The organism is Lentimicrobiaceae bacterium, assembly GCA_023227965.1.
Taxonomy (GTDB): Bacteria; Bacteroidota; Bacteroidia; order Bacteroidales; family JALOCA01; genus JALOCA01.
The window spans coordinates 61,623-77,972 of sequence record JALOCA010000006.1 but is presented as its reverse complement, the minus strand read 5'-3'; the positions used below and the strand labels follow the sequence as shown (position 1 = coordinate 77,972).

Genomic DNA, 16,350 nt, shown 5'->3' with positions numbered 1-16,350 from the left:
TTCAAGATGTCAAAAACTCTATAATTACATTGGCATACAAATGTAAATAATTTTTTTAGATTTTTTTTAAAGTTCAAATATTTTTTTAAAATATTGTATAAAAAGGTTTTTGGATATAAGTAATGGTAAAGTTTGTACAATTATCTTTAATTTGGAAATATGATACATCTTACCCTGAAAGGTATTTCGAACCTCCGTTTTTTAGCAATACTGCTGCATGAATATGGGGGCTGTTGTTTTTTTACCAATTGACTTTCAGAAAAGTCTGTTTGGGTAGATGCTATTCAGGCATGTTCACCGAAAGAACCTGAAACGAAAAACCAGAAACCTGAAATTTAAAATCTGAAACTATAACGTTTTCTGCTTGCGTTTGCGTTCAGTTTCGTCGAGAAGGATTTTGCGCAACCGGATAGAGGCAGGGGTAACTTCGAGGTATTCATCCTCGGTGATATATTCCATAGCTTCCTCCAGCGAAAATTTAATGGCAGGGCTTATCATCATCTTTTCATCCGAACCCGAAGCCCGCATGTTGGTAAGTTTCTTCGTCTTGCATACATTCACCACGAGGTCGTCCTGGCGGGTATATTCGCCTATCACCTGCCCGCCATAAATATTTTCGCCCGGTTCAATAAAAAATTTGCCCCTGTCCTGGAGCTTGTGGAGCGAAAAAGGGATAGCCATACCTGTCTCCATAGCAATCAATGCGCCGTTGTGTCGCTGGTTAATTTCGCCTTTCCAGGGTTCAAAAGCTTTGAACCGGTGAGCCATCACGGCTTCGCCTTCAGTAACGTTCATGATATTGTTTCGCAACCCAATAAGACCTCTTGAAGGGATGGAAAATTCAATGTAAACCCTGTCGTTTTTGGTTTCAATATTCAGTATTTCGCCTTTGCGCATAGTTACCTGCTCAATAACCTTGCCCGAGAAATCTTTGGGCACGTGCACCGTAAGCAGTTCCACAGGCTCATGTTTAACGCCCTCTATTTCCTTAATGATGACGTTTGGCTGACCAAGCTGAAACTCGTATCCTTCGCGTCGCATAGTTTCTACGAGGATGGACAGGTGCAACACACCTCTGCCAAATACTGTAAAGGCATCTGCCAAACTTGTTTCCTCAACCTTCAATGCCAGATTTTTTTCCGTTTCGAGGTATAAGCGTTCGCGCAGGTGGCGCGAAGTAACAAACTTGCCTTCTTTTCCGAAGAATGGCGATGTATTGATAGTAAACAGCATACTCATGGTAGGTTCATCTACACTGATGGGTTTCAGTTGTACCGGGAATTCAAAATCGGCAAGGGTATCGCCAATATCAAAATTTTCTATGCCCATTACCGCCACTATTTCGCCCGGATGTACATCTTGTTTCATCTTTTCCTTGCCAAGACCTTCGAAAGTATAGAGCTCGCGGACTTTGGTTTTAATAACCGAACCGTCGCGTTTTACCAGCGATACGGGCATGCCCCATCTGAGGACTCCCCGGGTAAGTTTGCCCACGGCTATGCGTCCCACGTAGGAGGAATAATCAATGGAAGTAATCATCATCTGTGTGCTTCCTTCTTCGTAATGTGCCGGCTGAATGTGTTGTATAATGGTATCAAGCAAATAGGTAACATCGTTGGTAGGTGTCTTCCAGTCGCTACCCATCCAGCCCTGTTTGGAAGAGCCAAAAACGATAGGAAAATTCAACTGGTCTTCGGTAGCATCAAGATTGCACATCAGGTCGAAAACCGCTTCCATCGTGTCGTCGGGATTACAGTGGGGTTTGTCAACCTTATTAATTACAACTATCGGCTTTTTATGTAGTTGAAGTGCCTTTTGCAACACAAAACGGGTTTGTGGCATAGGACCCTCAAAAGCATCAACAAGTAAAAGAACACCGTCAGCCATGTTGAGCACCCTTTCCACTTCCCCGCCGAAGTCGGCATGTCCCGGAGTATCAATGATATTTATTTTAACATCTTTATAACGTACGGATACATTTTTGGAAAGGATGGTGATACCGCGTTCGCGTTCCAGATCGTTGCTGTCGAGTATCAATTCTTCTTTTTGTTCGTTTTCACGAAAAAGCTGACATTGGTAAAGAATGCGATCCACAAGGGTTGTCTTGCCGTGGTCAACATGGGCGATGATGGCAATGTTTCTGATATTCTGCATGAAAAATATTTTTTTCCCGCTTGGGTTTTGGGGTTGCAAAGGTAGAATTTATTTTCACACAAACTCCGGAAAGCGAAAAAGCAATTCAATATTTATTTCCCAGCGGATCAAACCTCATAAAAATTATGAATATTAGCTTATTACGTTTACGTATTAATGCTGTTTTGATGTAACTTCTCCAGAATAACTGACTGCGGCAAGGAAAACCTGACTCATGGGCGTTTTCCGAAATATTTTTTTGTTAAATCTATGTTAAAAAAACAAAAATTGTTTTAATTCGTTTCTATCATATATTTTTGCAGCATGAAAAGTGTAAGTGGTAAAATAGTAATTGTATTCTTTGCCGGGTATTTTCTCTTTTCCACCTTGGGAATAAGATTGTTTGTGCATAGTTGCAATGCGATGAATGTTACACAATTCAGCTTCAACGCTTTTAAGCACCAATGTGAATCTACTGAATCTCCAAAGGAGGACTCCTGTTGCAAAAAAGATGTAAAAACACCGGAAACTATTCTTCCGGAAAAAGTTGCTCAAAACAACATGGTAAAAAGCAACCCAAAGGATGCGAATCCATTTATTCATTGCTGTACCAATGCGGTTAAAGCATTAAAAATTAATCTTCAATACGTTTTAAGCAAGGTGTTGAATGTTATAAAGTTCGTTTTCCAACAACTTGTATTCATTTTTCACCCGGAAACTCTTTTCAGCAGCATTAAAATTGCAACGGTAGAGCTACCACCCATCAAATTTCTTTTGCCATCGGGGAAAGTCTTGCTTTCCTTTGTTTCACAATTGCTTTTGTGATTTCTTCTTTTCTTCCATGTTTTAATTAACGCTGAAACTTTGTTTCAACCATTGTTTATTTTTATTTAATTTGGAAAAAAATGAAGACGATATTAAAAATACTGTTGACAAATATATTTTTAATTACAGTTCTTAATATTTCAGGACAAAATAATTATCTGAAAGGAACTGTAAATGAACTGGACAAAAACAATCAGAAAACCCCCTTGTTGTTTGCCAACGTTTTCTGGCTGGGGACACAATCTGGCACTACTACCGACGAGCACGGACGATTCAGCCTGAGGAAACCATCTGCTGGCGATTTAAAACTGATAGTTAGCTATGTGGGATATAAGTTTGATACTTTGCTTATCTCGAAAAATCAAACCAAAATTGATATTGTACTTACTGCCGACAGGGAACTTGCCTCGGTGGAAATCCGGGAAAGAGTGAATGGCTCTTACATTTCCGGACTTAAATTCATAAAAACAGAAGTAATCACCACTGCCGGTTTGCAAAAACTTGCCTGCTGCAACCTTTCAGAAAGCTTTGAAAACAATGCTACGGTTGACGTAGGCTATTCCGACGCTGTAACCGGGGCAAAACAAATACAAATGCTTGGTTTGGCAGGTATCTATAGCCAGATAATGACAGAAAACCTTCCTTCGGTACGTGGTTTGGCACAAGCTTATGGTTTAAATTATATTCCCGGATCGTGGATGGAATCCATTCAGATTTCTAAGGGAACTGCTTCGGTAGTGAATGGCTACGAATCTATTACCGGACAGATAAATGTGGAATACAAGAAGCCGGAAAACAGCGAAAAACTGTTTGTAAACCTTTATGGAAACAGCAACGGACGGCTGGAAGCCAACGTAAACTCCGCTGTAAAACTCAACGACAAACTGAGTACGATGGTACTGGTGCATGCCGATGATTTTCAAAATAAGATAGACCGTAACGACGATGGCTTTCTCGACTTGCCAAAGCTCACTACTTACAGCCTGTTCAATCGCTGGGATTACATCCTTCCTGGGAAAATGGCTTCCAAATTCGGGATAAAATACATTGACGAAGACCGTAATGGAGGACAGACTAATTTTGATAAAAGCAATTTTACCGACGACACCACCGGAATTACTGTCGGCACCAAGGCTTATGGCTTGAGCATCCGTACCAAGAGGGTGGAAGCATTCTGGAAAAACGGTTTTTTCTTTCCCAATCATCCTAACTCCAGTCTTGGTTTGGTTCTATCGGGTGTAAACCATGAACAGAAAGGTTTTTATGGCATCAATCATTATTACGGGCACGAAAAGAATCTGTATGCGAACCTGATTTTTAATACACAAATAAAAAATCCAAATCATAAAATTACTGCCGGTTTAAGCTTTTTGTACGACGATTACATCGAAAACTACAAGCAGAAACAGCTTACCTACCTTTATGAGATTAATGGGGGAGGCACAGACTATGATTTGTTTACACTCGTTGATTATAAACAGGTTACTTACTATCTGAATCGTACGGAACGTGTCCCGGGAGCCTTTGCCGAATACACTTTTGACTACAAGGACAAACTTACGTTGATTGCCGGCTTGCGTGGCGATTACCACAACGACTACGGGTTTTTTGTTACACCAAGGTTCCATTTGAGATACAAACCTGATACCAAAACTACTTTCCGGGCTTCGGCAGGCAAAGGTTACCGTACCGCTAACGTATTGTCCGAAAACAGTGGCATCTTTATCAGCCAGCGAAAACTTGTTTTTTCGGAAAAGCTCGATCAGGAAGAAGCCTGGAACTTCGGAACAAACATTACCAGAGAGTTCAAGCTGTTTACCCGTACTGCCGAGTTTAGCATTGATGCCTATCGTACCAGTTTTGTCCACCAGGTGATTACGGATATGGACAGCATGCCCAATGCGGCATATTTTTATAACCTTGACGGGAAGTCCTATTCCAACAGCCTGCAGGCGCAACTCACTTTTTCGCCTCTGAAAAACCTTTCCGTAACGATGGCTTATCGGAGAAATGATGTGAAAATGGAAATTGGCGGCAGACTTCGCGACAAGCCTTTTACCAACAACTACAAAGGATTGATTACCTTATCCTATGCCACCCATTTCGATAAATGGAAGTTTGATATTACCGGACAGTTCAATGGTAGTGCTCGCTTGCCCGACACCTACAAAATGCCTGCAAAGCTGCAACGGACAACACATTCGCCGGAATATTTCAACCTGTTGGCTCAGATTACCCGAAAATTCAAGTACTTTGATGCTTACCTTGGTGGTGAAAATTTTACCGGTTACATTCAAGACGATCTGATTGTAGAATACTGGAAACCGTATCATACCCATTTCGATGGTTCTATGGTATGGGGACCAGTTACAGGTGCTCTCGTATATGCCGGTTTGCGTTATACTTTGAAATAATCATAAATAAATAATCGTTTTACAAATAAATCAAATCAATATGAAAGCTTTAAAAAGAATAGTACTAGTCCTGTTTGCTACCATTTTAATCGGAAGCATTGCATCTGCCCAGGGGAAAAAGACGGAAACCATCCGTATTAAAACGTCGGCACAATGCGAACAGTGCAAGGACAGAATTGAACGCATGCTGGCGTATGAAAAAGGTGTAACAAAATCCAATCTTGATTTGAAAACCAAGATTGTTACCGTTACCTACAAGCCGGATAAAACCACCCCGGATAAAATCTGCCTGGCATTATCCAAAACCGGTTACGATGCCGATGGCGTAACAGCCGACCCCAAAGCATACAAAAACCTGCCTCCCTGTTGCAAAAAACCAGACGACCCGGAACATAAAGCACATTAATACAATATCGGTTTGTAGCCAGAACCACACATTCAACGTAATGGGCAGTTACAAGTATCTTTCAAAGGGTTTAGCCTGTAAAAATTTGTACATGTTTCATTGGAAGTTTACTTGTAACTTTCCATTCATTTCCGGGCTTTTCGTTCCGGGAATAAATATTTTTACTACTTTTGCAGCTTATTTTTATAAAACGACAAGCAATGATAAACATTACATTGCCCGATAATTCGGTGAGACAATACGATGAAGGTGTAACAGCGCTCGATATTGCCAAAAGCATAAGCGAAGGGCTTGCCCGTAATGTGCTTTCGGCAAAAGTGGATGAAGAAATATGGGATGCTACCCGTCCGATACATAAGGATGCAAAGGTTAAATTGTTGACATGGAATGATGAGGAAGGAAAATCTACTCTCTGGCACTCTTCAGCCCATCTTATGGCAGAAGCCATAGAGTTCCTTTATCCGGGGGTGAAATTCGGCATTGGTCCAAACATTGAAAATGGCTTTTATTATGACATTGATTTGGGCGACACAATACTATCGTCGGAAGACCTTCCGGCTATCGAGGCAAAAATGCTTGAATTTGCACGGCAGAAACAATCCTTTCAACGGGAAGAAGTTTCAAAAAAATATGCTATTGAATTTTTTACCCGCAAAGGTGACGAATATAAACTCGAACTGATAAATGAACTGGAAGATGGAAGCATTACATTATACCATTCCGGAAATTTTACTGACCTCTGCCGTGGACCTCATCTGCCCGATACAGGCTCTATCAAAGCCATTAAACTGCTGAACGTTGCAGGCGCTTATTGGCGTGGCGACGAAAAACGCAAACAAATGACCCGTGTGTATGGAATCACGTTCTCCAAACAAAAAGAACTTGATGACTACATTTTTCTGCTCGAAGAAGCCAAAAAACGCGACCATCGCAAACTGGGAAAAGAACTGGAACTGTTTACATTTTCGGCAAAAGTAGGTTCAGGTCTGCCACTTTGGTTGCCCAAAGGTGCTGCGCTTCGCGAACGGCTGGAACAATTTTTAAAACGTGCACAGAAAAAAGCAGGTTACCAACAGGTGATTACTCCGCACATTGCTCATAAAGACCTGTATGTAACCTCTGGACATTATGAAAAATACGGCAAAGACTCATTTCAGCCTATCTCTACGCCGGTGGAAGGCGAGTTATTTATGCTAAAACCCATGAATTGCCCGCACCATTGCGAAATTTATAATAGTAAACCCCATTCATACAAAGATTTGCCTGTTCGCCTTGCCGAGTTTGGTACCGTTTATCGTTACGAACAAAGCGGCGAATTACACGGTTTGACCCGGGTTCGTAGTTTTACGCAGGACGATGCCCACATTTTCTGCCGTCCCGACCAAGTGAAAGAAGAATTTATCGGTGTGCTTAATATCGTGATGCATATTTTCAAAGCATTGGATTTTAAAGAATTCATCACACAGATTTCGCTTCGCGACCCAAATAACCACGAAAAATACATCGGAAGCGACGAAAACTGGGAAAAAGCCGAACGTGCCATCCTCGAAGTAGCAGAAGAAAAGCAACTTCCCAATGTAGTGGTAGAATATGGTGAAGCTGCATTTTACGGACCCAAGATGGACTTCATGGTGAAGGATGCCCTGGGAAGAAAATGGCAGCTTGGAACTATCCAGGTGGACTATAATTTGCCTGAACGATTTGAATTAGAGTATATTGGCAACGATAACCAAAAACATCGTCCGGTGATGATCCATCGTGCTCCCTTTGGTTCGATGGAGCGGTTTGTAGCTGTTTTAATAGAACATTGTGCAGGGAAGTTCCCGCTCTGGTTAACGCCGGAACAGGCTATAATTCTGCCAATCAGTGAAAAATATCACGATTATGCAAAAAAAGTTTTGTATTTGCTAAATAATTACGAAATTCGCACCCAAATTGACGAAAGAAGCGAAAAGACCGGAAAAAAGATTCGGGATGCTGAATTACAGAAAATTCCCTACATGCTTATCGTAGGCGAAAAAGAAGAACTTAGCAATTCTGTTTCTGTCCGTCGTCAGGGAGAAGGTGATTTGGGTACCTTCCCAATCGAAACTTTTGTGCAAATAGTAAATGATCAAATTAACGCAATGCTTGAAGAATAAACTTTTGGCTTGTAATTATTCATTAAAAGAAAGGAGTAAGTTATAGCAACACCTGTTCAAAACCTACGCGTATATGGCGGAAATTCCCGCAAGAAGGAAGAAATTTATAAAATCAACGAAAATATCCGATGGCCTGTGGTTAGGGTAGTAGGAGAAAACATCCAGCAGGGAATTTATAATATCAAGGAAGCACTTGACATAGCCCATAACCTCGATCTTGATCTGGTGGAAATTTCACCTAATGCCAACCCTCCTGTTTGTAAGGTAACTGATTATAAGAAATTTCTCTACGAATTAAAACGTAAGCAGAAAGAAATTAAAGCCAAGAGCGCAAAGGTTATTGTAAAAGAGATCAGGTTGGGTCCCAATACCGATGATCATGATTTTAATTTTAAGCTAAAGCATGCCGAAAAATTTCTGCAGGAAGGAGCAAAAGTAAAAGTAGAAGTCTTTTTTAAAGGGCGTTCCATTGTTTACAAGGAAAAAGGCGAAATAATCCTACTTAAATTTGCTTCTGAACTTGAAGAATGTGCCAAGGTGGAAAGCTTACCTAAGCTCGAAGGAAAAAGAATGATTATGATACTTACTTCAAAAAAATAAAAATTATTAATTCCCAATAGATTATTAACCTGTTAAATTAATTGAAATGCCAAAAATGAAATCCAAGTCCGGTGCCAAAAAAAGGTTTACCCTTACCGGAACAGGTAAAATCAAACGGAAGCATGCTTACAAAAGTCACATTTTGACAAAAAAATCTACCAAACGCAAACGTAATCTTACGCATACTGCCACGGTAGATACTGCCGATGTGAAAAATGTAAAAGCAATGCTTCAATGTTAAATTTTTAGTATTAACCTTACTCTCAGCCGGAAAGTATTCCGTTAAACCGGGATCGCTGAAGTAAAAAATCAGATGTAAAATGCCTAGAAGTGTAAATGCAGTCGCTTCGCGACAAAGAAGGAAAAAAATCCTGAAGAAGGTAAAAGGACAGTTCGGAAGGAGAAAAAACGTCTGGACGGTAGCCAAAAATGCTTATGAAAAAGGGCAGGTGTATGCCTATCGCGACCGTCGCGCCAAAAAACGCACATTCCGTAGCTTATGGATTGCGCGTATCAATGCAGGGGTTCGCCAGTATGGCTTATCGTACTCCGTTTTTATCGGAAAGCTGAATGAAAAAAATATCCAGATTGACCGTAAAGTTCTTGCCGACCTGGCAATGAATAACCCTGAAGCTTTCAAAGCTATCGTGGAATCGGTTAAAGATTAATTTCCCCCAAAATTTTTTAAAAAGCCATCCTTGCAGGGTGGCTTTTTTTATTTTCTGAAAAATATAGAAGCATAAATAAAAGCTACACTTTCGTCTGTAATTTCACGGACACCATCACTCCAGCGCCACCATCTATTTGGATCATAGGTGTTTTTGTAAGAGCAAAGTACCCCTACCTGATATTCATGTCCAAAAGCTTTTTTGTACAAAAGCCAGCTACGGCGTGCATGGCATCCAAATGAATACAAGTTTATTGCTTTGGATTTTACACGGATAGAATCCATAAAATGTTTTACTGATAGCGCTGCAGCATAAGTTCTATCACGTTTGGAATAAGGTGCAGGTGCACTGAAAACTTTGGTGCTGTCCATGCCTAATTTTATCAGGGTTACCCTTCCTGCATCTGCAGTGTTTCCAAACTTGGTGTAATAAAAGCCATAATCAACTGGGTTTCCGGAAACTACAAGTATGTGGTAATGGTTTTTATTAAATTCTTTTATCACATCTTTCATTGCATAATCAGGGATATAGCCTTCAGCTACCAAAATATCAGCCTGCACGGGTTTATTTTTTGAAAGAAAAGGATGGATATTTCTCATCCAGATATAAAATAGTAAGAATAATATTAAGATTACAAGCAGTTTACCCCAAATAGTAAGTCTTGTACGCATTTTTCGGTTCCATAACGGTATTTTCATAAAAAAGCGGTTTTTAAAAACCAGGAGCAGTTTTTTGTGTTATTATTTTCAAAAATAGTAAAAATGATGTTATCTGCATTACGCAAAGAATACAATAAGGGAGTTTTAGATGAAAAAAAGTTGCCAGCAGCCCCAATGGAATTGTTTAAGGAATGGTTTGCCGAAGCCTTTACTGCAGAAAAAAGGGAAGCGAATGCAATGGCTTTGTCCACTGCTTCATCTGATGGAAAACCTTCTGTACGAATGATTTTACTTAAAAAAGTTGATGAAAAAGGTTTTCAATTTTTTACAAATTATCAAAGTCAGAAGGGGGCAGAAATTGTAGCAAATCCCTATGCCTCCCTGCTTTTTTGGTGGCCTGCTTTGGAAAGGCAGGTTCGCATTGATGGTAGGGTAGAGAAGCTCTCGGAAACGGCTTCCGACGACTATTTTGCCCAACGACCTTCTGATAGCCAGGTAAGTGCTATCGTTTCGTCACAGAGCCAGGTGGTTCCAAACAGGAAATACCTTGAAGACCTTGCAACTGCTTTTCAGTCAACGCACTCTGCACCATATTATCGCCCGGTATTTTGGGGCGGTTTTATACTGGTTTCTGAGAAAATAGAATTCTGGCAGGGGAGGGCAAACCGGTTGCACGACAGGATTGTTTATGTAAAAATTCCGGATGGCTGGGAATTGCAAAGACTTGCTCCCTGAAAAAATTTTCCAGGGAACAATCTTTTTTGTTGAATTTAACAACTCATTTCACCCGAATTTTTTAGCTTCGAGAGCAAACTATAAGCACCTTTTATGGCAATTTTCCGATTTTTATAATCAAAACCCTGAGGAAGGATAACTTCGGTAAAACCGTTGTTTTCCATGCCTTTCTTTACTTCTATCACTTCAAAATCATTTATCTGCTTGCCATTTTCGATACGTTTCCCTTTAAATGCAAACACATAAAATTTTTCATCAAACTGCACAATGGTTTCCGAAGGAAGTGCAAGTGCCTGGTTATTCTTTACTTCAATTTCTGCATTTACATACATGCCTGCAATTAAGTCTTTTGAAGGCTGATTGATGGATGCGTAAACAGTAACGGTTTTATCGTCGTCCAATGCTTTACCAACCTGATAAATAATTGCTTCGTGGCGAATGTCCGGTTTTCCAGGCGTAAAGAAGCTAAGTTTCTGACCATTAGATATTTTTTGTACATCCTTTTCAAAAACAATTAGTTCAAGGGTAAGATTTTGTGTGTTAACAATTTCAAATAAAATATCCGATGGATTAACAAATTTGCCAATGTTTACATTCACATTTTTTATATAACCATTTATTGGTGAACAAATCGAAATGGCGTTTTTAATGTTGTCCTCCCTAAGTTTGGATGCGTCTATTCCAAGCATACTTAGCTTTTGCTGATAAGCATTTAATTGTGTTTTAATCGTTTTATATTCAGATTCTGTTTGCTGGAAATTTTTGGCAGAGCTAACATTTTCTTTATACAAATCTTTTTGCCGTTCGTATTCGTATGTAATATACGAAAACTTTGCCTTTGTTTCCAAATAACTTTGCTGAAGGTTTACAAATTCGATGTTTTCGATAAGTGCCAGTGTCTGCCCTTTGGTAACCAGACTGCCTTGAATAAGATTGGTATTTTTAATAAAACCGCCCAATGGAGCAGATACCGTAGCAAGGCTTTGCGGGGTTACATTGATATTACCGTTCACTTTCAGTAAGTTGCTTAGTGAACGTTCTTCCGCCAAGCCAAGTTGGATACCGGCTGTAGCATATTGTTCTTCATTCATTTCCACTATGTTTGCAGGAAGTTCCTCATGTTCTGCATGTTTTTCCTCTTTCTCGGTAGAATTTTTACAAGAGGAGAATGAGAGGATAAATGCTGCAATTATAAGTATATTAAAAAAATATGTTTTCATATGATAAAATATTTAGTGTTAATTAATTTTTCCGGTTAGAAGTTCAATGCTAAGGACAGATTGGTTGCAGGCATTTAAAGTTTCTAAATAAGAGGAGTTTATGTTTGATGCCTGTTTTAGGTTCTGAACGTATTCCATATATCCGATTTCTCCTGATTTATAAGCTTTTTCTGCCTGAATGATAATCTGTTTAGCCTGTGGCACTGCTTTGGATTCATACAATTGCAGGTTGCTGAGGTTTTTACAATATTCACGAATAAGTATCTGATAATCATTGTGTAAAGCCGTATATGCCTGATTGTAATTTATTTCTGCAATGTTGCGGTTAATCGCCGACGATTGAATTTTCCCCTGTTGAGAAAAGAAAAACAAAGGGAAGGAAATACCTGCCTGTATGCCGGTAAAACGTTCGCCTGACGAAATATCCTTGTTGGACTGGTTAAAATATCCAACGGAAATTTCCGGGAACAGCTTAAAACGTTCTGCGTTGATTTGCAGTTTTTTTGCTTCAATTTGCAGTTTCATATAGGCTAAATCCGGATTTTGGTCAAGTAAAGTGCTGTCTGCAGACGCTGGAATTTGAAGATGAGGCAATTCTGTTTCTAAAATTGTTATCTGTTGATTTTCACCCAAAAGGGTTTGCAGTTTCAGACTATAAATTTCGATGTCGGATTCTGCCTGTTTAATTTGATTTTGCACCTCAAAAACCTGTGTTTCTGCATTCATTTTTTCCAAAAGATTGGTTTCTCCTTTTTCGAAACGCAGACGGGCGGCTTTTTCAAACGCAAGGAAGATACTATCCTGATTACGCAGAAGTTGTAATTTTGAATGATAAAAGGCTAATTGATAGTATGTTGATTTTATCTGGTAAATGATTTCTGCGTTGGTTGCTGCCTGTTTGATTTCTGCGGAAGTTATCCCGGTATTTGCCAGGCGAACCTGAGTGGCATAAACTGCCGGAAAATGAAAACTTTGCGAAAGCGAATATTCATCATCTTTTTTTGCCGAATTGGTTTGCCCATAAGTATAATCAATCTGCGTGTTTCCCATTTCCCAGGCTGTCTTTTTCAGTGCTTTTTGCGATTTTACTTCCAAACCGGCTGCCTTTGCATTCCCGTTATTATTTATTGCCTGATTTATTGCTTGTTGTAAAGTGTAAGCTTTAGGAGCCTTCTGAGCAAAAGCAGAAGGGCTAAAAAAGAAAAATCCTACAATTAGCAAAATACAGGTGGCTATTCCGGGAATATTTCTTCTTTTACTTTTCTTGTTGGAAAACAAAATGTAAAGAACCGGGAGTACGATAATAGTAAGGAGTGTGGAAGAAATTAGCCCTCCGATGACTACAGTAGCCAATGGTTTTTGTACTTCGGCACCGGCAGACGTTGAGATCGACATGGGCAAAAAACCAAGCGAGGCAACGGCTGCTGTCATGATTACAGGGCGCAAACGTACCCGGATGCCCTTCCAAACCCGTTCGTAAATGTCTGAAATTCCCTCTTCTTTTTCCAGCCGGTTGAATTCGGCAATTAACACAATGCCGTTGAGTACTGCTACTCCGAAGAGCGCAATGAACCCAACTCCTGCCGAAATGCTGAAATTCATTCCTCTGAGGTAGAGTGCTACTATACCGCCAATGGCTGCCAGCGGCACTGCTGAATAAATCAGAAGAGTTTGTTTTAGTGAGTGAAATGTAAAGAACAATAAAATAAAAATAAGTAAAAGGGCAATAGGAACGGCAAGCAATAATCTTGCTCTTGCAGCAATAAGATTCTCGAATTCTCCGCCTATAGTAATATAGTATCCTGGTGGAAGTTTCACTTTCTTATCAATAATATTCTGAACATCTGCTACAATAGACTCCACATCCCGGTTGCGGACATTAAAGCTTACGGTAATCCTCCTTTTGGTATCCTCACGGGAAACCTGGGCTGTACCATTTTTTATTTCTACCGTTGCTACTTCTTCCAACGGAATTTGTTTTCCGGAAGACAAAGGAATATACATATTTTTAACATTATCCAGGCTTTCGCGAAACGGTTTTTCGAAACGCACAACCAAGTCGAAGCGCTTTTCTTCTTCAAAAACTACTCCGGCAACACTTCCGGCAAAAGCAGCTCGAACCACCTGATTGATATCACTTATGTTTAAGCCATACTGGGCAATTTTATCCCGGTTGTAGGTGATATGAATCTGTGGTGCTCCGGTAACCTGTTCAACCTGAATGTCTTCGATTCCTTTTATATTATATATCAGATTTTCAATCATTTTGCCTTCGTTAACCAGTGAATCGAGATTATCACCAAAAATTTTTACGGCTACATCTTGTTTCGATCCGGTCATCAACTCATTGAATCGCATTTGAATCGGCTGTTGGAACGAGAAATCCACACCTGCTAATGCAGAAAGTTTTTCTTCCATTTTTTTTGTCATTTCTTCGCGGGTTTTGGCACTTGTCCATTCTTTTTTTGGCTTCATAACGATTATGTAATCGCCTGTTTCCATGGGCGTAGGATCGGTAGGAATTTCGGCAGAACCAATTTTACAGATGGCGTGCTCCACCTCTGGGAAGTTTTTCATCAGGATAGCGTTGGCTTTTTCTACGGTTTCCACGGTATTGGTAAGCGAGCCACCCTGTAGTGTCATCACCCCTGCAGCGAGGTCGCCCTCTTCCAGGTCTGGAATAAATTCACCTCCCAAACGGTTAAACAGGAACACGCTGCCAATGAGCAATGCAATAGAAATGAAAACAACTGTATGTTTTTTGCGCAAAGCAAAGCTTACAAGCGGATGGAAAACCTTTTGGATAACTTCCATTATCTTGTCGGAAATATCTTTTTTAATTTTGGGCTTTCGGCTCAGAAACAAGGTGGATGCTACCGGAACGTAGGTCAACGAGAGTATCAAAGCACCGAGGATGGCAAAAGAAACCGTTTGAGCCATCGGACGGAACATTTTTCCTTCGATGCCCACCAGGGTCAAAATCGGAAGGTAAACTATCAAAATAATCACCTGACCAAAAGTAGCCGAACTCATCATTCTTTTTGCCGATTGCATTACCTGCTGGTCCATTTCTGCCATAGGAAGTTTTAACATTCCCTGGTGATGGGTTTTACTTTTGGTAATCCGGTGGACGACACTTTCTACGATGATTACCGCTCCATCCACAATCAACCCGAAGTCAATAGCACCGAGGCTCATCAGGTTTCCGCTTACGCCAAAAAGATTCATCATGGAAACGGCAAACAGCATAGAAAGTGGTATAACGGAGGCTACTACCAGTCCTGCACGGAAATTTCCCAGCATCAAAACCAGTATGAAAACCACTATCAGGCCTCCTTCCAGCAGGTTGCGGGAAACAGTTCCTATGGCACGGTTTACCAGGTCGGTACGGTCGAGGTACGATTCAATGTAAACGCCTTCCGGAAGGGACTTTTTTACTTTCTCAAAGCGTTCTTTCACATTTTTAATAACTTGCGAACCGTTTGCGCCTTTCAGCATCATGACGACTCCGCCCACACCCTCGCCGGTGGTATCCACTACAAAAGCACCATAACGGTTGGCATGTCCAATTTGTACTGTTGCCACGTCGCGAATCAGAATGGGCATCCCGTCAGGGTTGGCTTTTACCACTATTTTTTCAATATCCTCAAAAGAAGATACCATCCCGATTCCTCGGATAAAATAGGCGTTGGGCTTTTTATCAATGTAAGCACCGCCGGTATTTTCGTTATTTTTTTCAAGGGCATCAAAAATTTCCGGAATGGTGATGTTAATGCTTTTCAACCGTTCTGGATTGACGGCTACTTCGTATTCCTTAACAAAACCGCCATAGCTGTTCACTTCGGCTACGCCCACGGTGCCAAGCAGTTCCCGTTTTACAATCCAATCCTGTATGCTTCGCAATTCCATTGGATTATACTTGCTTTCGTAGCCTTTTTTTACTTTTAAAACATATTGGTAAATTTCTCCAAGTCCGGTAGAAACTGGTGCGAGGGTAGGAGTGCCTGCACCTTCCGGAATTTGTTCTTCCGCTTCTTTTAGCCGTTCGTTGATTTGCTGACGGGCTTTAAACCCATCCACGTTATCTTTAAAAACCACGGTTACAACGGATAGTCCTAAACGAGAGATGGAACGCAGTTCGATGATCCCCGGAATGGTTGCTACCGAAATTTCTATGGGTGCGGTTACATACTTTTCAACTTCCTGAGTGGCAAGTGCTGGCGTTATTGTAATGATTTGCACCTGATTATTTGTAATATCGGGGACTGCATCCACCGGAAGCCGGGTAAGTGAATATATTCCCCAGCCAATCAAGGCTAAGGTAAAAAGCCCAATAATTATTTTGTTTTTAATGGAAAATTCAATGATACGATTTATCATAATAAACTTATTTTAAGCTAATAAATAAAATACTTATTCCAGCTTTCGCTGAAAATAATGCAAAACAAATAAAATATTATCAGCTTAAAATTTAGGCGGTTGCCAAATAGAGAAGCTTACAGGGGAAAGAGTTTTCTCTTTTAGTATGTAAGAGGAGTAGATGATTTGT

General features: G+C 40.3%; 12 protein-coding genes. 8 read left to right on the top strand and 4 right to left on the bottom strand.

Features of this window, described 5'->3' with window-relative positions:
* Nucleotides 1–348: 348 nt before the first annotated feature.
* A complete protein-coding gene (gene typA, locus M0R21_03475; protein MCK9616874.1) occupies nt 349–2,154 on the bottom strand; it encodes a translational GTPase TypA in 1,806 nt (601 codons plus the stop codon).
* 303 nt (nt 2,155–2,457) lie between these two features.
* On the opposite strand from typA, the gene M0R21_03470 reads away from it, so the two are divergent.
* From M0R21_03470 to rplT, 7 genes are all read left to right on the top strand, one after another.
* The gene (locus M0R21_03470) at nt 2,458–2,958 is read left to right on the top strand and encodes a hypothetical protein (GenBank protein MCK9616873.1); all 501 of its coding nucleotides are present in this window, start codon (nt 2,458–2,460) and stop codon (nt 2,956–2,958) included.
* An 80-nt stretch (nt 2,959–3,038) separates the two neighbouring features.
* Complete coding sequence (locus M0R21_03465; protein MCK9616872.1) at nt 3,039–5,372, top strand: TonB-dependent receptor; 2,334 nt, start codon at nt 3,039–3,041, stop codon at nt 5,370–5,372.
* Nucleotides 5,373–5,412: 40 nt separating this feature from the next.
* The gene (locus M0R21_03460) at nt 5,413–5,778 is read left to right on the top strand and encodes a heavy-metal-associated domain-containing protein (GenBank protein ID MCK9616871.1); all 366 of its coding nucleotides are present in this window, start codon (nt 5,413–5,415) and stop codon (nt 5,776–5,778) included.
* A gap of 200 nt (nt 5,779–5,978) precedes the next feature.
* A complete protein-coding gene (gene thrS, locus M0R21_03455) occupies nt 5,979–7,919 on the top strand; it encodes a threonine--tRNA ligase (GenBank protein MCK9616870.1) in 1,941 nt (646 codons plus the stop codon).
* 102 nt (nt 7,920–8,021) lie between these two features.
* On the top strand, nt 8,022–8,519 hold the full coding sequence (gene infC / locus M0R21_03450) for a translation initiation factor IF-3 (protein MCK9616869.1): 498 nt from the start codon (nt 8,022–8,024) through the stop codon (nt 8,517–8,519).
* 46 nt (nt 8,520–8,565) lie between these two features.
* Nucleotides 8,566–8,760 (top strand): 50S ribosomal protein L35, encoded by a 195-nt coding sequence (gene rpmI, locus M0R21_03445; GenBank protein MCK9616868.1) that lies wholly within the window; start codon nt 8,566–8,568, stop codon nt 8,758–8,760.
* Nucleotides 8,761–8,839: 79 nt separating this feature from the next.
* Nucleotides 8,840–9,187 carry a 50S ribosomal protein L20 gene (gene rplT, locus M0R21_03440; protein ID MCK9616867.1) on the top strand — a complete coding sequence of 116 codons (348 nt, stop codon included), beginning with the start codon at nt 8,840–8,842 and terminating at the stop codon, nt 9,185–9,187.
* A 47-nt stretch (nt 9,188–9,234) separates the two neighbouring features.
* On the opposite strand, the gene M0R21_03435 is transcribed toward rplT, so the two are convergent.
* Complete coding sequence (locus M0R21_03435; GenBank protein ID MCK9616866.1) at nt 9,235–9,885, bottom strand: hypothetical protein; 651 nt, start codon at nt 9,883–9,885, stop codon at nt 9,235–9,237.
* A gap of 63 nt (nt 9,886–9,948) precedes the next feature.
* On the opposite strand from M0R21_03435, the gene pdxH reads away from it, so the two are divergent.
* On the top strand, nt 9,949–10,581 hold the full coding sequence (pdxH, locus tag M0R21_03430; GenBank protein ID MCK9616865.1) for a pyridoxamine 5'-phosphate oxidase: 633 nt from the start codon (nt 9,949–9,951) through the stop codon (nt 10,579–10,581).
* 35 nt (nt 10,582–10,616) lie between these two features.
* Here the strand turns inward: pdxH and M0R21_03425 are convergent, their stop codons facing one another.
* Nucleotides 10,617–11,801 carry an efflux RND transporter periplasmic adaptor subunit gene (locus tag M0R21_03425; protein ID MCK9616864.1) on the bottom strand — a complete coding sequence of 395 codons (1,185 nt, stop codon included), beginning with the start codon at nt 11,799–11,801 and terminating at the stop codon, nt 10,617–10,619.
* Nucleotides 11,802–11,819: 18 nt separating this feature from the next.
* Nucleotides 11,820–16,181, bottom strand: coding sequence for a CusA/CzcA family heavy metal efflux RND transporter (locus M0R21_03420; GenBank protein ID MCK9616863.1), 4,362 nt, complete (start codon nt 16,179–16,181; stop codon nt 11,820–11,822).
* Nucleotides 16,182–16,350 lie beyond the last annotated feature (169 nt).